The 17,397-nt window shown below is 55.4% G+C and carries 31 protein-coding genes; all 31 read left to right on the top strand.

Features of this window, described 5'->3' with window-relative positions:
* Positions 1 to 24: 24 nt before the first annotated feature.
* The 31 genes from tuf to bfr all read left to right on the top strand — a co-directional run bounded on the left by tuf (position 25) and on the right by bfr (position 17,373).
* Complete coding sequence (tuf, locus tag AB7M32_RS01550; RefSeq protein WP_003186103.1) at positions 25 to 1,218, top strand: elongation factor Tu; 1,194 nt, start codon at positions 25 to 27, stop codon at positions 1,216 to 1,218.
* A gap of 155 nt (positions 1,219 to 1,373) precedes the next feature.
* Positions 1,374 to 1,685 (top strand): 30S ribosomal protein S10, encoded by a 312-nt coding sequence (gene rpsJ / locus AB7M32_RS01545; protein WP_003186070.1) that lies wholly within the window; start codon positions 1,374 to 1,376, stop codon positions 1,683 to 1,685.
* An 80-nt stretch (positions 1,686 to 1,765) separates the two neighbouring features.
* Positions 1,766 to 2,401, top strand: a complete 636-nt coding sequence (gene rplC, locus AB7M32_RS01540; protein ID WP_003186059.1) for a 50S ribosomal protein L3 — start codon at positions 1,766 to 1,768, stop codon at positions 2,399 to 2,401.
* A gap of 12 nt (positions 2,402 to 2,413) precedes the next feature.
* A complete protein-coding gene (gene rplD / locus AB7M32_RS01535) occupies positions 2,414 to 3,016 on the top strand; it encodes a 50S ribosomal protein L4 (RefSeq protein WP_003186057.1) in 603 nt (200 codons plus the stop codon).
* Positions 3,013 to 3,312, top strand: a complete 300-nt coding sequence (rplW, locus tag AB7M32_RS01530; RefSeq protein ID WP_002555488.1) for a 50S ribosomal protein L23 — start codon at positions 3,013 to 3,015, stop codon at positions 3,310 to 3,312. Before rplD ends, rplW begins: the two co-directional genes overlap by 4 nt.
* 14 nt (positions 3,313 to 3,326) lie before the next feature.
* On the top strand, positions 3,327 to 4,151 hold the full coding sequence (gene rplB, locus AB7M32_RS01525) for a 50S ribosomal protein L2 (RefSeq protein ID WP_003186055.1): 825 nt from the start codon (positions 3,327 to 3,329) through the stop codon (positions 4,149 to 4,151).
* Between the two features lie 16 nt (positions 4,152 to 4,167).
* Complete coding sequence (gene rpsS, locus AB7M32_RS01520) at positions 4,168 to 4,443, top strand: 30S ribosomal protein S19 (protein WP_002555486.1); 276 nt, start codon at positions 4,168 to 4,170, stop codon at positions 4,441 to 4,443.
* Positions 4,444 to 4,454: 11 nt separating this feature from the next.
* On the top strand, positions 4,455 to 4,787 hold the full coding sequence (gene rplV, locus AB7M32_RS01515) for a 50S ribosomal protein L22 (protein WP_003103908.1): 333 nt from the start codon (positions 4,455 to 4,457) through the stop codon (positions 4,785 to 4,787).
* A gap of 13 nt (positions 4,788 to 4,800) precedes the next feature.
* Positions 4,801 to 5,487, top strand: a complete 687-nt coding sequence (gene rpsC, locus AB7M32_RS01510) for a 30S ribosomal protein S3 (RefSeq protein WP_003176422.1) — start codon at positions 4,801 to 4,803, stop codon at positions 5,485 to 5,487.
* A gap of 12 nt (positions 5,488 to 5,499) precedes the next feature.
* On the top strand, positions 5,500 to 5,913 hold the full coding sequence (gene rplP, locus AB7M32_RS01505) for a 50S ribosomal protein L16 (protein ID WP_025215754.1): 414 nt from the start codon (positions 5,500 to 5,502) through the stop codon (positions 5,911 to 5,913).
* Positions 5,913 to 6,104: a 50S ribosomal protein L29 gene (gene rpmC / locus AB7M32_RS01500; protein ID WP_002555481.1), complete on the top strand. Its 192-nt coding sequence runs from the start codon at positions 5,913 to 5,915 to the stop codon at positions 6,102 to 6,104. The genes rplP and rpmC overlap by 1 nt, the downstream gene beginning before the upstream one ends.
* Positions 6,105 to 6,106: 2 nt before the next feature.
* Positions 6,107 to 6,373, top strand: coding sequence for a 30S ribosomal protein S17 (rpsQ, locus tag AB7M32_RS01495; protein ID WP_003194644.1), 267 nt, complete (start codon positions 6,107 to 6,109; stop codon positions 6,371 to 6,373).
* A 23-nt stretch (positions 6,374 to 6,396) separates the two neighbouring features.
* Complete coding sequence (rplN, locus tag AB7M32_RS01490) at positions 6,397 to 6,765, top strand: 50S ribosomal protein L14 (protein ID WP_002555479.1); 369 nt, start codon at positions 6,397 to 6,399, stop codon at positions 6,763 to 6,765.
* 11 nt (positions 6,766 to 6,776) lie between these two features.
* The gene (rplX, locus tag AB7M32_RS01485) at positions 6,777 to 7,091 is read left to right on the top strand and encodes a 50S ribosomal protein L24 (RefSeq protein WP_003186046.1); all 315 of its coding nucleotides are present in this window, start codon (positions 6,777 to 6,779) and stop codon (positions 7,089 to 7,091) included.
* Between the two features lie 20 nt (positions 7,092 to 7,111).
* The gene (rplE, locus tag AB7M32_RS01480) at positions 7,112 to 7,651 is read left to right on the top strand and encodes a 50S ribosomal protein L5 (protein ID WP_003186044.1); all 540 of its coding nucleotides are present in this window, start codon (positions 7,112 to 7,114) and stop codon (positions 7,649 to 7,651) included.
* A 13-nt stretch (positions 7,652 to 7,664) separates the two neighbouring features.
* A complete protein-coding gene (gene rpsN / locus AB7M32_RS01475; RefSeq protein WP_003186042.1) occupies positions 7,665 to 7,970 on the top strand; it encodes a 30S ribosomal protein S14 in 306 nt (101 codons plus the stop codon).
* A gap of 210 nt (positions 7,971 to 8,180) precedes the next feature.
* Complete coding sequence (rpsH, locus tag AB7M32_RS01470) at positions 8,181 to 8,573, top strand: 30S ribosomal protein S8 (RefSeq protein WP_017848802.1); 393 nt, start codon at positions 8,181 to 8,183, stop codon at positions 8,571 to 8,573.
* Between the two features lie 12 nt (positions 8,574 to 8,585).
* Positions 8,586 to 9,119 carry a 50S ribosomal protein L6 gene (gene rplF, locus AB7M32_RS01465; protein ID WP_003186039.1) on the top strand — a complete coding sequence of 178 codons (534 nt, stop codon included), beginning with the start codon at positions 8,586 to 8,588 and terminating at the stop codon, positions 9,117 to 9,119.
* A 10-nt stretch (positions 9,120 to 9,129) separates the two neighbouring features.
* The gene (gene rplR / locus AB7M32_RS01460) at positions 9,130 to 9,480 is read left to right on the top strand and encodes a 50S ribosomal protein L18 (protein ID WP_003186037.1); all 351 of its coding nucleotides are present in this window, start codon (positions 9,130 to 9,132) and stop codon (positions 9,478 to 9,480) included.
* Positions 9,481 to 9,483: 3 nt separating this feature from the next.
* Positions 9,484 to 9,984, top strand: a complete 501-nt coding sequence (rpsE, locus tag AB7M32_RS01455) for a 30S ribosomal protein S5 (RefSeq protein WP_003186035.1) — start codon at positions 9,484 to 9,486, stop codon at positions 9,982 to 9,984.
* Between the two features lie 2 nt (positions 9,985 to 9,986).
* Positions 9,987 to 10,163 carry a 50S ribosomal protein L30 gene (rpmD, locus tag AB7M32_RS01450; RefSeq protein ID WP_003176408.1) on the top strand — a complete coding sequence of 59 codons (177 nt, stop codon included), beginning with the start codon at positions 9,987 to 9,989 and terminating at the stop codon, positions 10,161 to 10,163.
* A gap of 3 nt (positions 10,164 to 10,166) precedes the next feature.
* Complete coding sequence (rplO, locus tag AB7M32_RS01445; protein WP_003186032.1) at positions 10,167 to 10,604, top strand: 50S ribosomal protein L15; 438 nt, start codon at positions 10,167 to 10,169, stop codon at positions 10,602 to 10,604.
* Positions 10,605 to 11,933 (top strand): preprotein translocase subunit SecY, encoded by a 1,329-nt coding sequence (secY, locus tag AB7M32_RS01440; protein WP_003186029.1) that lies wholly within the window; start codon positions 10,605 to 10,607, stop codon positions 11,931 to 11,933.
* 30 nt (positions 11,934 to 11,963) lie between these two features.
* A complete protein-coding gene (gene rpmJ, locus AB7M32_RS01435) occupies positions 11,964 to 12,080 on the top strand; it encodes a 50S ribosomal protein L36 (protein WP_002555468.1) in 117 nt (38 codons plus the stop codon).
* Positions 12,081 to 12,210: 130 nt separating this feature from the next.
* Complete coding sequence (gene rpsM, locus AB7M32_RS01430; RefSeq protein ID WP_003186020.1) at positions 12,211 to 12,567, top strand: 30S ribosomal protein S13; 357 nt, start codon at positions 12,211 to 12,213, stop codon at positions 12,565 to 12,567.
* A 30-nt stretch (positions 12,568 to 12,597) separates the two neighbouring features.
* Positions 12,598 to 12,987 (top strand): 30S ribosomal protein S11, encoded by a 390-nt coding sequence (gene rpsK / locus AB7M32_RS01425; RefSeq protein WP_002555466.1) that lies wholly within the window; start codon positions 12,598 to 12,600, stop codon positions 12,985 to 12,987.
* Between the two features lie 18 nt (positions 12,988 to 13,005).
* Positions 13,006 to 13,626, top strand: coding sequence for a 30S ribosomal protein S4 (gene rpsD / locus AB7M32_RS01420; RefSeq protein ID WP_003176404.1), 621 nt, complete (start codon positions 13,006 to 13,008; stop codon positions 13,624 to 13,626).
* Between the two features lie 22 nt (positions 13,627 to 13,648).
* A complete protein-coding gene (locus tag AB7M32_RS01415) occupies positions 13,649 to 14,650 on the top strand; it encodes a DNA-directed RNA polymerase subunit alpha (RefSeq protein WP_003186012.1) in 1,002 nt (333 codons plus the stop codon).
* Between the two features lie 42 nt (positions 14,651 to 14,692).
* Positions 14,693 to 15,079: a 50S ribosomal protein L17 gene (gene rplQ, locus AB7M32_RS01410; RefSeq protein ID WP_003186009.1), complete on the top strand. Its 387-nt coding sequence runs from the start codon at positions 14,693 to 14,695 to the stop codon at positions 15,077 to 15,079.
* Positions 15,080 to 15,302: 223 nt separating this feature from the next.
* Positions 15,303 to 16,751, top strand: a complete 1,449-nt coding sequence (locus tag AB7M32_RS01405) for a catalase (RefSeq protein ID WP_454248897.1) — start codon at positions 15,303 to 15,305, stop codon at positions 16,749 to 16,751.
* Between the two features lie 157 nt (positions 16,752 to 16,908).
* The gene (gene bfr, locus AB7M32_RS01400) at positions 16,909 to 17,373 is read left to right on the top strand and encodes a bacterioferritin (RefSeq protein WP_025215751.1); all 465 of its coding nucleotides are present in this window, start codon (positions 16,909 to 16,911) and stop codon (positions 17,371 to 17,373) included.
* Positions 17,374 to 17,397 lie beyond the last annotated feature (24 nt).

The raw sequence follows: 17,397 nt of genomic DNA, 5'->3' as shown, positions 1-17,397 counted from the left end.
CCTTTAAGCTAGGAGTTAATTGTCGTGGCTAAAGAAAAATTTGAACGGAACAAACCGCACGTCAACGTTGGCACCATCGGTCACGTTGACCACGGTAAAACCACGCTGACCGCTGCTCTGACCCGTGTCTGCTCCGAAGTTTTCGGTTCGGCCAAGGTTGACTTCGACAAGATCGACAGCGCCCCGGAAGAGAAAGCTCGCGGTATCACCATCAACACCGCTCACGTTGAATACGATTCGGCCGTGCGTCACTACGCACACGTTGACTGCCCAGGTCACGCCGACTACGTAAAAAACATGATCACCGGTGCTGCCCAGATGGACGGCGCGATCCTGGTTTGCTCGGCCGCTGATGGTCCGATGCCACAAACCCGTGAGCACATCCTGCTGTCCCGTCAGGTAGGCGTTCCGTACATCGTTGTCTTCCTGAACAAGGCTGACATGGTTGACGACGCTGAGCTGCTGGAACTGGTTGAGATGGAAGTGCGCGACCTGCTGAGCACTTACGACTTCCCAGGTGATGACACTCCAATCATCATCGGTTCGGCTCTGATGGCTCTGAACGGCCAAGACGACAACGAAATGGGCACCACTGCCGTCAAGAAGCTGGTGGAAACTCTGGACAGCTACATCCCAGAGCCAGAGCGTGCTATCGACAAGCCGTTCCTGATGCCAATCGAAGACGTATTCTCGATCTCCGGTCGCGGTACTGTTGTGACTGGTCGTGTTGAGCGTGGCATCGTCCGTATCCAGGAAGAAGTTGAGATCGTCGGTCTGCGCGACACTCAGAAAACTACCTGCACCGGCGTTGAAATGTTCCGCAAGCTGCTCGACGAAGGTCGTGCTGGCGAGAACTGCGGCGTACTGCTGCGCGGCACCAAGCGTGACGACGTTGAGCGTGGCCAGGTTCTGGTCAAGCCAGGCACCGTCAAGCCGCACACCAAGTTCACCGCGGAAGTTTACGTTCTGAGCAAGGAAGAAGGCGGCCGTCATACTCCGTTCTTCAAAGGCTACCGTCCACAGTTCTACTTCCGTACAACTGACGTGACTGGTAACTGCGAGCTGCCAGAAGGCGTTGAAATGGTAATGCCAGGTGACAACATTCAGATGACTGTTACCCTGATCAAGACCATCGCGATGGAAGACGGCCTGCGTTTCGCTATCCGTGAAGGCGGTCGTACCGTCGGCGCCGGCGTCGTAGCCAAAGTTATCGAGTAAGTCTCTTTTAGAGTCAGCTTGATGAGTTGAAAAGCCCCCGCTTAGCGGGGGCTTTTTTATTGGGTTGACACCTACCAGGGGCGTCTATAGAATTGCGCCTCCTTTTAACGGGCGTATTGCGCCCGGTGGGAATAGCAGCCGGAGTCTGAAATCCAATGCAAAATCAGCAAATCCGTATCAGGTTGAAGGCTTTTGACCATCGCCTGATCGACCAATCCACCCAGGAAATCGTGGAAACCGCGAAACGTACTGGTGCTCAAGTGCGTGGTCCAATTCCACTGCCTACCCGTAAAGAGCGGTTCACCGTTCTGGTCTCCCCGCACGTCAACAAAGACGCGCGTGACCAGTACGAGATCCGTACTCATAAGCGCGTTCTGGACATCGTCCAGCCAACGGATAAAACCGTTGATGCTCTTATGAAGCTCGATCTTGCGGCCGGTGTGGAAGTGCAGATCAGCCTCGGCTAAGACTCGGTCTTAGTCGTGTAACGCTCTGAAATGGGCGGCCATAGCGGGTGAAAGCCCCGTACACTCATGAGGTTTACAACATGACTATTGGTGTAGTCGGTCGTAAATGCGGTATGACCCGTATTTTCACCGAAGAAGGTGTCTCCATTCCGGTCACGGTCATTGAGATCGAGCCGAATCGCGTCACCCAGTTCAAAACTGAAGAGACCGATGGCTATCGTGCAGTGCAAGTCACTGTCGGCGAGCGTCGTGCTTCGCGTGTAACAGCAGCTCAGGCTGGCCACTTCGCCAAGGCGAACGTTGCCGCTGGTCGTACCGTAATGGAATTCCGCCTTGAAGAAGGCGAGTACCAGGCCGGCGATCTGATCAACGCTGAAATCTTCGCCGCTGGCCAACTGGTTGATGTAACCGGTCAGTCCAAGGGTAAAGGCTTCCAGGGTACGATCAAGCGTTGGAACTTCCGCGGGCAAGATAACACCCACGGTAACTCCGTATCCCACCGCGTTCCAGGCTCTATCGGCCAGTGCCAGACTCCTGGTCGTGTATTCAAGGGCAAAAAAATGTCCGGTCATATGGGCGCTGAGCGCGTGACCGTGCAGTCCCTCGAAGTAGTGCGCGTGGACGCTGAACGCAATCTGTTGTTGGTCAAGGGCGCTGTTCCTGGCGCTACTGGCGGCAACTTGGTTGTACGTCCAGCAGCCAAGGCTCGCGGTTAAGGGGAAGCTGACATGCAATTAAATGTAAATGACGCTCAAGCGATCGAAGTTTCCGAACTGACATTTGGCGGCGAATTCAACGAGACGCTGGTTCACCAAGCAGTCGTGGCCTACATGGCCGGCGGCCGTCAAGGTAGCAAGCAGCAAAAGACCCGTTCCGACGTTTCCGGTGGCGGCAAGCGCCCATGGCGTCAGAAAGGTACTGGCCGTGCTCGTGCCGGTACTATCCGTAGCCCAATCTGGCGTGGCGGCGGTACCACTTTCGCAGCTCGTCCTCAGGATCACTCCCAGAAGCTGAACAAGAAGATGTATCGCGCAGCAATGCGTTCCATCCTTGCTGAGCTGGTGCGTACTGATCGTCTGGTCGTGGTTCAGGACTTCGCTGTTGAAGCACCGAAAACCAAAGATCTGCTGAACAAGCTGAACGGCATGGGCCTGACTGACGTCCTGATCGTGTCTGACGCTGTTGATCAGAACCTGTACCTGGCTGCTCGCAACCTGCCACACGTCGACGTTCGTGACGTGCAGGGTTCCGATCCGGTCAGTCTGATCGCATACGACAAGGTGTTGATCACCGTGTCGGCCGTGAAGAAATTCGAGGAGCTGCTGGGATGAACCAGGAACGCGTATTTAAAGTTCTGCTTGGCCCGCACGTTTCCGAGAAGGCTACGGTTCTGGCAGACAAGAAAGGCCAGTTCGTTTTCAAGGTTGCTACCGATGCAACCAAGCTGGAAATCAAGAAGGCCGTCGAAAGCCTGTTCAGCGTGAAAGTAGAGCGCGTGACTACCCTGAACGTTCTGGGTAAAAGCAAGCGCACTGCTCGCGGTCTGGGCAAGCGTAATGACTGGAAGAAGGCAGTTATCTCCCTTCAGCCAGGCCAAGATCTCGATTTCAGCAGCAGTGCTGAGTAAGGAAGGGGTGCATCATGGCAATCGTTAAATGCAAACCGACTTCCCCTGGCCGCCGTTTTGTGGTCAAGGTGGTCAACCAGGAGCTGCATAAAGGCGCTCCTCACGCACCGCTGCTCGAGAAAAAATCGAAGTCTGGTGGTCGTAACAACAATGGCCGTATTACCACTCGTCACATCGGTGGTGGTCATAAGCAGCATTATCGTCTGGTCGACTTCCGTCGCAACGACAAGGATGGCATCGCTGCCACCGTCGAGCGTATCGAATACGATCCAAACCGTACTGCTCACATCGCTCTGCTGCTGTACGCAGATGGCGAGCGTCGCTACATCATCGCCCCTAAAGGCGTGAGTGCTGGCGACCAGCTGATCGCAGGTGCCCTGGCACCGATCAAGCCGGGCAACGCTCTGCAACTGCGTAACATTCCAGTTGGTAGCACCGTACACGGCATCGAATTGAAGCCAGGTAAAGGCGCACAGATCGCTCGTTCCGCTGGTGCTTCGGCTCAGCTGATCGCTCGTGAAGGTGTCTACGTGACCCTGCGTCTGCGTTCTGGTGAGATGCGTAAAGTACTGGCTGAATGCCGTGCGACCCTGGGCGAAGTCTCGAACTCCGAGCACAGCCTGCGTTCGTTGGGTAAAGCTGGTGCCAAGCGCTGGCGTGGCGTTCGCCCAACCGTTCGTGGTGTTGCCATGAACCCGGTTGACCACCCACATGGTGGTGGTGAAGGTCGTACCTCTGGTGGTCGTCATCCGGTATCGCCATGGGGCTTCCCGACTAAGGGCGCGAAGACTCGTGGTAATAAGCGTACCGACAAAATGATCGTCCGTCGTCGCAAGTAAATAGAGGGATACGACAGTGCCACGTTCTCTGAAAAAAGGTCCTTTTATTGATCTTCACCTACTGAAGAAGATCGAAGTGGCGGCGGAAAAGAACGATCGCAAACCAGTTAAGACCTGGTCGCGTCGTTCGATGATCCTGCCACAAATGGTCGGTCTGACCATCGCAGTACACAACGGTCGCCAACACGTCCCAGTTCTCGTGAACGAAGACATGGTCGGCCACAAACTGGGCGAGTTCGCCGGTACCCGCACATACCGTGGGCACGTGGCTGACAAGAAAGCCAAGCGTTAAGGGGTAAGGAAATGGAAGTAGCCGCTAAGTTGTCGGGCGCTCGAATCTCCGCCCAGAAAGCCCGCTTGGTCGCCGACCAGATCCGCGGGAAGAAGGTGGGCGAAGCGCTCAACCTGTTGGCTTTCAGCAGTAAGAAAGCCGCCGAGATCATGAAGAAAGTGCTGGAGTCGGCCGTAGCCAACGCCGAGCATAACGAAGGCGCAGACGTTGATGACCTGAAGGTCAGCACCGTTTTCGTCAACGAAGGGCGTTCGCTGAAGCGCATCATGCCACGTGCCAAAGGCCGTGCTGATCGCATCGTCAAGCGGTCTTGCCATATCACTGTCAAGGTTGCTGACAAGTAACGGAGTCGAAGAGATGGGTCAGAAAGTACATCCCATTGGCATTCGCCTGGGAATCGTCAAGGAGCACACCTCCGTCTGGTACGCAGACGGTCGGACTTATGCGGACTACTTGTTCGCTGATCTGAAGGTGCGTGAGTATCTCCAAGACAAACTAAAAAGCGCGTCCGTAAGCCGTATCGATATCCATCGTCCGGCGCAGACTGCACGTATCACCATCCACACCGCTCGTCCAGGTATCGTTATCGGGAAGAAAGGTGAAGATGTTGAGAAACTGCGTCAGGACCTGACCAAGCAAATGGGTGTGCCTGTGCACATCAATATCGAAGAGATCCGCAAGCCGGAGCTCGACGGTATGCTGGTTGCGCAGAGCGTAGCTCAGCAGCTGGAGCGTCGCGTAATGTTCCGTCGCGCTATGAAGCGCGCTGTACAGAACGCCATGCGCATTGGTGCCAAAGGCATCAAAATCCAAGTGAGCGGTCGTCTCGGCGGTGCTGAAATCGCACGTACTGAATGGTATCGCGAAGGTCGTGTGCCACTGCACACCCTGCGTGCCGACATCGACTATGCCAACTACGAAGCTCACACCACCTACGGTGTGATCGGTGTAAAGGTTTGGATCTTCAAAGGCGAAGTAATTGGTGGTCGCCAAGAAGAACTGAAGCCACAAGCACCAGCGCCTCGTAAAAAAGCTGCTAAGTAAGGGGTACGCCAAATGTTGCAACCAAAGCGTACGAAGTTCCGCAAGCAAATGACCGGTCACAACCGTGGCCTGGCATTGCGCGGTAGCAAAGTCAGCTTCGGCGAGTTCGCGCTGAAGTCTGTTGCTCGTGGTCGTCTCACCGCTCGTCAGATCGAGTCAGCGCGTCGTGCTCTGACCCGTCACGTAAAACGTGGCGGCAAGATCTGGATCCGTGTATTCCCGGACAAGCCTATTTCCAAGAAGCCACTCGAAGTTCGGATGGGTAAAGGTAAGGGTAACGTCGAATACTGGGTTGCCCAGATTCAGCCAGGCAAAGTCCTGTATGAAATCGAGGGTGTAACTGAAGAGCTGGCGCGTGAGGCTTTTGCCCTGGCTGCTGCAAAGCTGCCGCTCGCCACCGCCTTTGTTAAACGGACGGTGATGTGATGAAAGCGAATGAACTTCGTGAAAAATCAGCACAGCAGCTGAACGAGCAACTGCTCGGCCTGCTGCGCGACCAGTTCAATCTGCGTATGCAGAAAGCAACTGGCCAGTTGGGGCAGTCTCATCTGCTCTCGCAAGTTAAGCGTGATATCGCTCGCGTGAAAACTGTGCTCAACCAGCAGGCAGGTAAGTAATCATGGCTGAAGCCGAAAAAACTGTCCGTACGCTGACTGGCCGTGTTGTCAGCGACAAGATGGACAAAACCATCACCGTTCTGATCGAGCGTCGCGTTAAGCACCCGATCTACGGTAAATACGTTAAGCGTTCGACTAAGCTGCACGCGCACGACGAAACCAATCAGTGCCACATCGGCGACAAAGTCACTATTCGTGAAACTCGTCCGATGGCCAAGACCAAGTCTTGGGCGCTGGTTGATGTTCTCGAACGCGCTGTGGAAGTCTAAGGGCTAGGGGTCGGAGAAATTATATGATTCAGACTCAATCCATGCTCGATGTGGCCGATAACAGCGGCGCTCGCCGTGTTATGTGCATCAAGGTGCTGGGTGGCTCCCATCGTCGTTACGCTGGTATCGGTGACATCATCAAGGTTACCGTCAAGGAAGCAATTCCTCGCGGTAAGGTGAAAAAAGGCCAAGTGATGACTGCTGTCGTAGTCCGCACTCGCCATGGCGTTCGTCGTGCTGACGGCTCCATCATCCGCTTTGATGGCAACGCTGCTGTTCTGTTGAACAACAAGCAAGAGCCGATCGGCACCCGTATCTTTGGGCCAGTGACCCGTGAACTTCGTACTGAGAAGTTCATGAAGATCGTCTCGCTCGCCCCAGAAGTGCTGTAAGGAGATCCGACATGCAAAAGATTCGTCGTGACGACGAGATCATCGTGATCGCCGGCAAAGACAAAGGTAAGCGCGGTAAGGTGCTGAAGGTTCTTGCTGACAACCGTCTGGTTGTTGGTGGTCTGAACCTGGTCAAGCGTCATACCAAGCCTAACCCGATGTCGGGCGTACAGGGCGGTATCGTCGAGAAAGAAGCGCCACTGCACGCTTCCAACGTCGCCATCTTCAACGGCGAAACCAACAAGGCTGACCGCGTTGGTTTCAAAGTAGAAGACGGTAAGAAAATTCGTGTCTTCAAGTCGACCCAAAAAGCGGTTGATGCTTGAACACTGCTAGGTAGAAGACCATGGCACGACTAAAAGAGATTTACCGGAAGGAAATCGCACCGAAACTTAAGGAAGAACTTAAGCTTTCGAACGTGATGGAAGTTCCGCGCGTTACCAAAATCACCCTGAACATGGGTCTGGGCGAAGCGATCGGCGACAAAAAAGTCATCGAGCACGCTGTTGCTGACCTGGAAAAGATCACCGGTCAGAAAGTCGTCGTGACTTACGCTCGGAAATCCATCGCTGGCTTTAAAGTCCGTGAAGGTTGGCCGATCGGCGTCAAAGTGACCCTGCGCCGTGAGCGTATGTACGAGTTCCTGGATCGTCTGCTGTCGATCTCCCTGCCTCGGGTTCGCGACTTCCGCGGCCTGAATGCCAAGTCCTTCGATGGTCGTGGCAACTACAGCATGGGCGTTAAAGAGCAGATCATTTTCCCGGAAATCGATTACGACAAGATCGACGCTCTCCGCGGTCTGGACATTACCCTGACCACCACTGCTCGGACGGATGATGAAGGTCGCGCACTGCTGCGCGCTTTCAAATTCCCGTTCCGCAACTGATTGGAGTAGGAAAATGGCCAAGAAGAGCATGAAAAACCGTGAGCTGAAGCGTCAGCTCACCGTTGCCAAGTACGCCACCAAGCGTGCAGCGCTGAAAGCTATCATCGTTGATCTGAACGCAAGTCCAGAAGCGCGTTGGGAAGCTACCGTAGCCCTGCAGAAGCAGCCACGTGACGCAAGCGCCTCGCGCATGCGTAACCGCTGCCGCCTGACTGGTCGTCCGCACGGCGTGTACCGCAAGTTCGGCCTCGGCCGTAACATGCTGCGTCAAGCTGCAATGCGTGGTGACGTTCCAGGTCTGGTTAAAGCCAGCTGGTAAGCACTGTCAAAGTCGCGGCGTTCGGGATCGCAAGATCCTGACCGTCGGTGACCTTGAACTTGAATCAAGCCCCTTTTGGGGCTTGATTCATTTGTGGGGTGTGTCTAGAATACCCGGCTCGCCTGAGCCCGTGTTTTTATTGCGCGGATGCACTCGGCGACACGTACTAGCCGAAAGGCTAATTTTTTGTGTATTAGGAGCGTCTAGCCCATGAGTATGCAGGACCCGTTAGCGGACATGCTAACTCGTATCCGTAATGCCCAGATGGCTGAAAAGTCCGTCGTAAGCATGCCATCTTCTACGTTGAAGGTAGCTGTTGCCAAAGTCCTGAAGGACGAAGGTTACATTGCGGGTTATCAGATCAGCAGCGAAATCAAGCCTCTGCTGTCCATCGAGCTGAAGTACTTCGAAGGCCGTCCGGTCATCGAGGAAGTGAAGCGCGTTAGCCGTCCAGGCCTGCGTCAGTACAAGTCCGTCGAGGATCTGCCAAAAGTTCGTGGCGGCCTGGGCGTGTCTATCGTCTCCACCAACAAGGGTGTGATGACGGATCGTGCTGCGCGCGCTGCCGGTGTCGGCGGCGAAGTTCTTTGCACTGTGTTCTAAGGGGGGATAAGCATGTCACGCGTCGCTAAGAACCCCGTTAAGCTGCCAGCCGGTGTCGAAGTCAAATTCGCAGGCCAACAGCTTTCGGTGAAGGGTGCCAAGGGCACTCTGCAACTGAACATCCATTCGTCCGTTGAGATCGTTGAAGAAGCTGGTGAGCTGCGTTTCGCTGCTCGCAATGGCGATCAACAGACTCGCGCAATGGCTGGTACCACTCGTGCGTTGGTAAACAACATGGTCCAAGGCGTAAGCCAAGGCTTCGAGCGCAAGCTCCAGCTGGTCGGTGTTGGTTACAAAGCGCAAGCAAAAGGCACAGTGCTGAACCTGGCTCTTGGCTTCTCGCACCCAGTGGATTATGAACTGCCGGAAGGCATCACCGCTGAGACTCCTAGCCAGACCGATATCCTGATCAAGGGCATCGACAAGCAGCTGGTAGGTCAAGTGGCCGCCGAGATCCGCGACTTCCGTCCACCAGAGCCGTACAAAGGCAAAGGTGTGCGCTACGCGGACGAAGTCGTCCGTCGTAAAGAAGCCAAGAAGAAGTAGGGCATAGCAAATGACCGACAAAAAAGTTACTCGACTGCGTCGCGCTCGCAAAGCACGCCTGAAAATGCACGAACTCGAAGTCGTGCGTCTCTGCGTGTTCCGCTCGTCGCAGCACATCTACGCCCAGGTCATTTCGGCCGACGGCAACAAAGTCCTGGCAAGTGCCTCGACTTTGGATAAAGAACTGCGTGATGGCGCCACTGGCAACATCGACGCGGCCACTAAGGTTGGCCAGCTGGTCGCTACGCGTGCTAAAGCCGCTGGCGTCTCGCAGGTGGCTTTCGACCGCTCTGGCTTCAAGTACCACGGCCGCGTCAAGGCGCTGGCTGATGCTGCTCGTGAAGCTGGGCTGGAGTTCTAAGTTATGTCAAATAACGACCAAAAGCGCGACGAAGGCTACATCGAGAAGCTGGTTCAAGTTAACCGCGTAGCCAAAACCGTTAAAGGCGGCCGTATCTTCACTTTCACTGCGTTGACCGTAGTGGGTGATGGTAAAGGCCGTGTTGGCTTCGGCCGTGGCAAGTCGCGTGAAGTGCCTGCTGCGATCCAGAAGGCAATGGAAGCTGCTCGCCGCAACATGATCCAGGTTGATCTGAACGGCACCACTCTGCAGTACGCAATGAAGTCCGCCCATGGCGCTTCGAAGGTGTACATGCAGCCTGCTTCTGAAGGTACCGGTATCATCGCTGGCGGCGCTATGCGTGCTGTCCTCGAAGTTGCTGGCGTTCAGAACGTTCTGGCCAAGTGCTACGGCTCGACTAACCCGGTAAACGTGGTTCACGCCACTTTCAAGGGTTTGAAAGCAATGCAGTCTCCTGAATCCATTGCCGCCAAGCGTGGCAAAAGCGTCAAGGAGATCTTCTGATCATGGCTACCGTAAAAGTAACGCTGATCAAAAGCATGACCGGCCGCATCCCTAACCACAAACTGTGCGTTAAGGGTCTGGGTCTGCGTCGCATCGGTCACACTGTAGAAGTCCAGGATACTCCCGAGAATCGCGGGATGATCAACAAGGCTTACTACATGCTGCGTGTCGAGGGTTAATCGATGAAACTCAATGATCTGAGTCCAGCGCCGGGTTCCCGTCGCGAAAAGCATCGTCCGGGCCGTGGTATCGGTAGTGGTTTGGGCAAGACCGGTGGCCGTGGCCACAAAGGTCAGACCTCCCGCTCCGGTGGCACCATTGCTCCAGGCTTTGAAGGCGGTCAACAGCCGCTGCATCGTCGCCTGCCGAAGTTCGGTTTCGTTTCCCTGAAAGCCATGGACCGCGCAGAAGTGCGTCTGTCCGAGCTGGCCAAAGTGGACGGCGACATCGTCACCGTGCAGTCCCTGAAGGATGCCAACGTGATCAACCAGAACGTACAGCGTGTGAAAATCATGCTGTCGGGCGAAGTTGCTCGTGCTGTCACCATCGGAAAGGGAATCGGCGCCACCAAAGGTGCGCGTGCGGCTATCGAAGCAGCTGGCGGCAAGTTCGAGGAATAAATGGCTAAGCAAGGTGCTCTCTCTGCGCTCGGCAAAGGCGGTATGTCTGAACTCTGGGCTCGTCTGCGTTTTCTGTTCCTGGCGATTATCGTCTACCGAATAGGCGCACACATCCCGGTTCCAGGTATCAACCCGGACCGACTCGCGGACCTGTTTCGACAGAATGAGGGGACCATTCTTAGCTTGTTCAACATGTTTTCCGGCGGCGCGCTGGAGCGGATGAGCATCTTTGCACTGGGGATCATGCCGTACATTTCGGCATCGATCATCATGCAACTGATGAGCGCTGTCAGCCCGCAGCTGGAGCAGTTGAAGAAGGAAGGTGAAGCTGGCCGTCGCAAGATCAGCCAGTACACCCGCTACGGCACTGTCGTCCTCGCTCTCGTTCAGGCCATTGGCATGTCCATTGGCCTGGCGGGGCAGGGCGTTTCGTTCACTGCTGACTTCAGCTTTCATTTCGTTGCGGTAACCACGTTTGTGGCGGGCGCGATGTTCATGATGTGGCTGGGTGAGCAGATTACTGAGCGTGGTGTTGGCAACGGTATCTCGATGTTGATCTTCGCAGGTATCGTCGCCGGTCTTCCGAGAGCGATCGGGCAGTCTTTCGAGTCTGCGCGTCAGGGTGATATCAACATTTTCGCCCTGGTTGCCATCGGTTTGTTGGCAGTAGCGATTATCGGTTTCGTGGTGTTCATTGAGCGTGGTCAGCGGCGAATCGCTGTTCACTACGCCAAGCGTCAGCAGGGCCGCAAGGTGTTTGCTGCGCAGACCAGCCACTTGCCGTTGAAGGTGAACATGGCCGGCGTTATTCCGGCTATTTTCGCGAGCAGCATTCTGCTGTTCCCGGCTTCGTTGGGTGCCTGGTTCGGCCAGTCTGAAGGTATGGGCTGGTTGCAGGACATCTCGCAGTCGATCGCTCCTGGTCAGCCGTTGAATATTCTGCTGTTTAGTGCAGGGATTATTTTCTTCTGCTTCTTCTATACGGCGTTGATGTTCAATCCGAAAGACGTAGCGGAAAACCTGAAGAAGTCCGGTGCCTTTATTCCGGGCATCCGTCCAGGTGAGCAGTCTGCGCGCTACATTGATGGCGTTCTGACTCGCTTGACCATGTTCGGTGCTCTTTACATGACGGCCGTCTGTCTGTTGCCCCAGTTCCTGGTGGTTGCGGCAAACGTACCGTTCTACCTTGGCGGGACCTCGTTGCTGATCGTGGTCGTGGTTGTGATGGACTTCATGTCCCAAGTACAATCGCACCTCGTTTCGCACCAGTACGAATCCCTGATGAAGAAAGCCAACCTGAAGGGCTACGGCAGCGGCATGTTGCGCTGAGTAGCGTCCATAAGGTTCGAGGAGTTGGTGATGAAAGTTCGTGCATCGGTGAAAAAGCTGTGCCGCAACTGCAAGATTATTCGCCGCGAAGGTGTTGTTCGGGTAATTTGCAGCGCGGAACCGCGTCACAAACAGCGCCAAGGCTGAGTGTGATTGTGCTTTAAGCCCGGCAGCTAGTGCGCTGCCGGGTTGATTATTTGTTATTACAGCGATATTATCTCGCGCCCTATTTCTTGGCTTCCGGGGCGTAGGTAGCTGTCAATTGGAGTCCCACTGAATGGCCCGTATTGCAGGCGTCAACATTCCAGATAACAAGCATACTGTTATCTCGCTGACCTACATCTATGGTGTTGGTCGCACTACTGCACAGAAAATTTGTGCAGTGACTGGGGTCAACCCAGCGGCAAAGATCAAAGATCTGAGCGACGAGCAGATTGAACAGCTGCGTGGCGAAGTGGCGAAGTTCACCACTGAAGGTGACCTGCGTCGCGAAATCAACATGAAAATCAAGCGCTTGATGGACCTCGGTTGCTATCGCGGTCTGCGTCATCGTCGTGGTCTGCCAGTACGCGGTCAGCGTACCAAGACCAACGCGCGTACCCGTAAAGGTCCGCGTAAGCCGATCCGCAAGTAATCGCCCCAGCGAATCGACAGGAATTTAATCATGGCAAAACCTGCTGCTCGTCCTCGTAAAAAAGTTAAAAAGACAGTGGTTGATGGCATCGCCCACATCCATGCTTCTTTTAACAACACCATCGTGACCATTACCGACCGTCAAGGTAACGCTCTTTCCTGGGCTACCTCCGGTGGTTCGGGTTTCCGCGGTTCCCGCAAGTCCACCCCGTTCGCTGCTCAAGTAGCTGCTGAGCGTGCTGGTCAAGCTGCGCTGGAATACGGCCTGAAAAACCTCGACGTCAACGTCAAGGGTCCAGGTCCAGGTCGTGAATCCGCAGTCCGCGCTTTGAACGGCTGTGGCTACAAGATCGCCAGCATCACCGACGTGACGCCAATCCCGCACAACGGGTGCCGTCCGCCGAAGAAGCGCCGCGTGTAATCCAGGAGATTGTAAAGAATGGCTCGTTACATTGGTCCAAAATGCAAACTCGCTCGTCGCGAAGGCACCGATCTTTTTCTGAAGAGCGGCGTGCGCGCGATCGAATCGAAGTGCAACATTGAAGCAGCACCTGGTATCCACGGCCAACGCCGCGGTCGCCAGTCCGATTACGGCACCCAACTGCGTGAAAAGCAGAAGGTCCGTCGTATCTACGGCGTTCTCGAGCGTCAATTCAGCGGCTACTACAAAGAAGCAGCTGGCAAGAAAGGCGCAACCGGCGAAAACCTGTTGCAACTGCTCGAATGCCGTCTGGACAACGTTGTATACCGTATGGGTTTCGGTTCTACTCGTGCCGAATCCCGTCAGCTGGTATCGCACAAGTCGATCAGCGTTAACGGTCAGACCGTAAACGTTCCGTCCTACCAGGTTCGTGCTGGTGACGTGGTTGCTGTTCGCGAGAAAGCAAAGAACCAACTTCGCATTGTCCAAGCTCTCGATCTGTGTGCCCAACGTGGCCGCGTAGAATGGGTAGAAGTAGACACTGAGAAGAAGTCGGGCGTTTTCAAGAACGTTCCTGCTCGCAGTGATCTGTCCGCCGACATCAACGAAAGCCTGATTGTCGAGCTCTACTCCAAGTAAGGGCTAGAAAATAGGTGCATCCATGCAGATTTCGGTAAATGAGTTCCTGACACCCCGCCATATTGATGTGCAGGTTGTCAGTCCAACCCGCGCCAAGATCACACTCGAGCCTCTCGAGCGTGGTTTCGGCCACACCCTGGGCAACGCGCTGCGCCGCATCCTGTTGTCCTCAATGCCCGGCTGTGCAGTAGTCGAGGCCGAGATTGACGGTGTGCTCCATGAGTACAGCGCCATCGAAGGTGTACAGGAAGACGTAATTGAAATCCTGTTGAACCTGAAAGGTCTGGCTATCAAGCTGCACGGTCGTGACGAAGTTACGCTGACCTTGTCGAAGAAGGGTTCGGGGGTGGTTACCGCTGCCGATATTCAGCTGGATCATGATGTCGAGATCGTTAACCCCGATCACGTAATCGCTAACCTGGCGTCTAACGGCGCCCTGAACATGAAGCTCACCGTAGCTCGTGGTCGTGGTTATGAACCGGCAGACTCGCGTCAGAGCGATGAAGACGAAAGCCGCAGCATCGGTCGCTTGCAGCTTGACTCTTCGTTCAGCCCAGTTCGCCGTATCGCATACGTGGTGGAAAACGCCCGTGTCGAACAGCGTACCAACCTGGACAAGCTGGTTATTGATCTGGAAACCAACGGTACCCTGGATCCTGAAGAGGCTATCCGCCGTGCTGCAACCATCCTGCAACAGCAGTTGGCTGCGTTCGTCGACCTCAAGGGTGACAGTGAGCCAGTGGTTGTCGAGCAGGAAGACGAGATCGATCCGATCCTGCTTCGCCCGGTTGACGATCTGGAACTGACTGTACGTTCGGCTAACTGCCTTAAGGCGGAAAACATCTACTACATCGGCGACCTGATTCAGCGTACCGAAGTAGAGCTGTTGAAGACTCCGAACCTTGGCAAGAAATCCTTGACTGAAATCAAGGACGTTCTGGCCTCCCGCGGTCTGTCCCTCGGCATGCGCCTCGACAACTGGCCGCCTGCAAGTCTTAAGAAGGACGACAAGGCGACTGCCTGATCGTCGTAATCACCGAACGTTGTGTTTGGTAAGGAATGAACCATGCGTCATCGTAAAAGTGGTCGTCACCTGAGCCGCACCAGCTCGCACCGCAAGGCCATGTTCCAAAACATGGCGGTGTCGCTGTTCGAGCACGAGCTGATCAAAACTACACTGCCGAAAGCCAAAGAACTGCGTCGCGTTGCTGAGCCGCTGATCACTCTGGCCAAGACAGATAGCCTGGCTAACCGCCGTCTGGCTTTCGACCGTACTCGTTCGAAAGCTATCGTTGGTAAGCTCTTCAACGACCTGGGCAAGCGTTACGCTACCCGTGAGGGTGGCTACCTGCGCATCCTCAAGTGCGGTTTCCGCGCTGGCGACAACGCGCCTATGGCGTACGTCGAGTTGGTTGATCGTGCTACCAGCGGTGAAGCTGTATCCGCTGAGTAAGTCGGTAACAAACAAAAAACCGGGCCTTGTGCCCGGTTTTTTGTTGCCTGCTGAAAAGTGCCAAGACCGTTTCGCCTGGTTGGGCTATCGACAAGTCTTCAGCATTAGATAATGACTATCGATGTCCATGATTTAATGAATTTGGATACTGTCACTAACATGATCAATACTCCTTTCCAGCCGATTAGCCGGCAGTTTGAAGACCGACCTAGGAAGATTGAGCATGAGCCAGATCAAAACGCTTACGACCGCCAGCGGCGCTCCTGTCGCCGATAACCAGAACTCTCGCTCCGCCGGCCCGCGGGGCCCGCTGCTGCTCGATGATTTTCACCTGATCGAAAAGCTTGCTCACTTCAACCGCGAGAACATTCCCGAGCGTCGCGTGCACGCCAAGGGGTCGGGGGCCTACGGCACCTTTACCGTCACCCAGGACATCACCCAGTACACCAGCGCCAAGTTGTTCGAGTCGATCGGCAAGCAGACACCCACCTTCCTGCGATTCTCCACTGTGGGTGGCGAGCGTGGTTCGGCCGACACTGAACGCGATCCGCGGGGTTTCGCCCTGAAGTTCTACACCGAGGAAGGCAACTGGGACATCGTCGGCAACAACACGCCGGTCTTCTTTATCCGTGATCCGTTGAAATTTCCGGATTTTATCCACACCCAGAAGCGTCTGCCGCAAAGCAACCTGAAAAGTGCCCAAGCGATGTGGGATTTCTGGTCGCATTCGCCTGAGGCGCTGCACCAGGTCACCATCCTGTTTTCCGATCGTGGCATTCCGGATGGCTACCGCCATATGCACGGCTTCGGCAGCCACACCTACAGCCTGATCAACGCACAGGGTGAGCGGCACTGGGTGAAGTGGCACTACAAGACCCTGCAAGGCATCAAGAACCTCGCGCCGGCAGAAGCGGCACGCCTGGCGGGGACCGACCCGGATTATGCCCAGCGCGACCTGTTCGAGGCTATTGAACGTGGTGACTTCCCGAAATGGCGTGTCTGCATCCAGATCATGAGTGAGGCCCAGGCCGCGGCCCATTACGAGAATCCGTTCGACGTGACCAAGACCTGGTCGCAAAAAGAGTTTCCGTTGATCGAAGTGGGTGTGCTCGAGCTCAACCGCAACCCGCTGAATTACTTCGCTGAAGTCGAGCAGGCGGCGTTTGGCCCGAGCAACATGGTGCCAGGGGTTGGTCTCTCGCCGGATCGCATGCTGCAGGGCCGTGTCTTCGCCTACGCCGATGCGCACCGCTACCGTGTGGGCACCAATCACCAGCAATTGCCGGTGAATGCGCCGCGTAGCCCGGTTAACACTTACCAGCGCGACGGCGCCATGGCGTTTGGCAGCAATGGCGGGGCGGCACCGAACTACGAGCCTAACAGCTACGTGGAGGCACCGAAGCAGGCACCGCGTTATGCGGAGCCGGCCTTGGCCCTCAGTGGCGCCGCGGATCGTTACGATCATCGCGAAGACACGGACTACTACAGCCATGCCGGTGCGTTGTTCCGTTTGATGAGCGACGAGCAGAAAGCGTTGCTGATCAACAATATCGCCGGTGCAATGGCCGCTGTATCGGCGGATGTCGTTGACCGTCAGCTCCAGCATTTCTTCAGGGCGGACGCCGCTTATGGAGAAGGTATCGCAAAGGCGTTGGGCGTACAGCTTAACTAAGTCTAAACGAGAAGCAGAACCGCCCTCATTTGGGCGGTTTTTGCGTTATTTAGCCCGGTTTTCTCGGATTTTCTTCGCTTTTATTGCGATGAGCGAGTGACCTCTCCGTCAGGTTGGTTCAAACTAGAGTCTTCAAAGCTTGTGGAGATGTAGGGCGATGCAAGGTCACCCAGATGTAATCGATTACCTCAACACGTTGCTGACAGGCGAACTGGCAGCCCGTGATCAATATTTCATCCACTCGCGGATGTACGAGGACTGGGGTTTCACCGAGCTCTACGAACGTATCAACCATGAGATGGAAGAAGAAGCCCAGCACGCCGATGCACTGATGCGCCGGATCCTGATGCTCGAAGGCACGCCGCGGATGCGTCCGGATGACTTGGACATCGGCACTACCGTGCCCGATATGCTCGCCGCCGACTTGCGCCTGGAATACAAAGTGCGCGCTGCCCTGTGCAAAGGCATCGAGCTGTGCGAGCAGCACAACGACTATGTGACCCGCGAGATCCTGCGTATCCAACTCAACGACACTGAAGAAGACCATACCTACTGGCTCGAGAAGCAGTTGGGTCTGATCAAGCTGATCGGGTTGGAGAACTACCTGCAATCGCAGTTCTAACCGCGATAATTGTGGGAGCGAGCT

The sequence above is a fragment of the Pseudomonas sp. R151218B TE3479 genome (genome assembly GCF_053629195.1).
The sequence above is the reverse complement of the archived record's forward strand: the minus strand, read 5'-3'. Positions and strand labels throughout refer to the sequence as shown.

Coding starts and splice junctions, on each gene's coding strand:
- rpsJ (WP_003186070.1), top strand. CDS start 1,374: ATGCAAAATCAGCAAATCCGTATCAGGTTGAAGGCTTTTGACCATCGC.
- rplC (WP_003186059.1), top strand. CDS start 1,766: ATGACTATTGGTGTAGTCGGTCGTAAATGCGGTATGACCCGTATTTTC.
- rplD (WP_003186057.1), top strand. CDS start 2,414: ATGCAATTAAATGTAAATGACGCTCAAGCGATCGAAGTTTCCGAACTG.
- rplW (WP_002555488.1), top strand. CDS start 3,013: ATGAACCAGGAACGCGTATTTAAAGTTCTGCTTGGCCCGCACGTTTCC.
- rplB (WP_003186055.1), top strand. CDS start 3,327: ATGGCAATCGTTAAATGCAAACCGACTTCCCCTGGCCGCCGTTTTGTG.
- rplV (WP_003103908.1), top strand. CDS start 4,455: ATGGAAGTAGCCGCTAAGTTGTCGGGCGCTCGAATCTCCGCCCAGAAA.
- rpsC (WP_003176422.1), top strand. CDS start 4,801: ATGGGTCAGAAAGTACATCCCATTGGCATTCGCCTGGGAATCGTCAAG.
- rplP (WP_025215754.1), top strand. CDS start 5,500: ATGTTGCAACCAAAGCGTACGAAGTTCCGCAAGCAAATGACCGGTCAC.
- rpmC (WP_002555481.1), top strand. CDS start 5,913: ATGAAAGCGAATGAACTTCGTGAAAAATCAGCACAGCAGCTGAACGAG.
- rpsQ (WP_003194644.1), top strand. CDS start 6,107: ATGGCTGAAGCCGAAAAAACTGTCCGTACGCTGACTGGCCGTGTTGTC.
- rplN (WP_002555479.1), top strand. CDS start 6,397: ATGATTCAGACTCAATCCATGCTCGATGTGGCCGATAACAGCGGCGCT.
- rplX (WP_003186046.1), top strand. CDS start 6,777: ATGCAAAAGATTCGTCGTGACGACGAGATCATCGTGATCGCCGGCAAA.
- rplE (WP_003186044.1), top strand. CDS start 7,112: ATGGCACGACTAAAAGAGATTTACCGGAAGGAAATCGCACCGAAACTT.
- rpsN (WP_003186042.1), top strand. CDS start 7,665: ATGGCCAAGAAGAGCATGAAAAACCGTGAGCTGAAGCGTCAGCTCACC.
- rpsH (WP_017848802.1), top strand. CDS start 8,181: ATGAGTATGCAGGACCCGTTAGCGGACATGCTAACTCGTATCCGTAAT.
- rplF (WP_003186039.1), top strand. CDS start 8,586: ATGTCACGCGTCGCTAAGAACCCCGTTAAGCTGCCAGCCGGTGTCGAA.
- rplR (WP_003186037.1), top strand. CDS start 9,130: ATGACCGACAAAAAAGTTACTCGACTGCGTCGCGCTCGCAAAGCACGC.
- rpsE (WP_003186035.1), top strand. CDS start 9,484: ATGTCAAATAACGACCAAAAGCGCGACGAAGGCTACATCGAGAAGCTG.
- rpmD (WP_003176408.1), top strand. CDS start 9,987: ATGGCTACCGTAAAAGTAACGCTGATCAAAAGCATGACCGGCCGCATC.
- rplO (WP_003186032.1), top strand. CDS start 10,167: ATGAAACTCAATGATCTGAGTCCAGCGCCGGGTTCCCGTCGCGAAAAG.
- secY (WP_003186029.1), top strand. CDS start 10,605: ATGGCTAAGCAAGGTGCTCTCTCTGCGCTCGGCAAAGGCGGTATGTCT.
- rpmJ (WP_002555468.1), top strand. CDS start 11,964: ATGAAAGTTCGTGCATCGGTGAAAAAGCTGTGCCGCAACTGCAAGATT.
- rpsM (WP_003186020.1), top strand. CDS start 12,211: ATGGCCCGTATTGCAGGCGTCAACATTCCAGATAACAAGCATACTGTT.
- rpsK (WP_002555466.1), top strand. CDS start 12,598: ATGGCAAAACCTGCTGCTCGTCCTCGTAAAAAAGTTAAAAAGACAGTG.
- rpsD (WP_003176404.1), top strand. CDS start 13,006: ATGGCTCGTTACATTGGTCCAAAATGCAAACTCGCTCGTCGCGAAGGC.
- AB7M32_RS01415 (WP_003186012.1), top strand. CDS start 13,649: ATGCAGATTTCGGTAAATGAGTTCCTGACACCCCGCCATATTGATGTG.
- rplQ (WP_003186009.1), top strand. CDS start 14,693: ATGCGTCATCGTAAAAGTGGTCGTCACCTGAGCCGCACCAGCTCGCAC.
- AB7M32_RS01405 (WP_454248897.1), top strand. CDS start 15,303: ATGAGCCAGATCAAAACGCTTACGACCGCCAGCGGCGCTCCTGTCGCC.
- bfr (WP_025215751.1), top strand. CDS start 16,909: ATGCAAGGTCACCCAGATGTAATCGATTACCTCAACACGTTGCTGACA.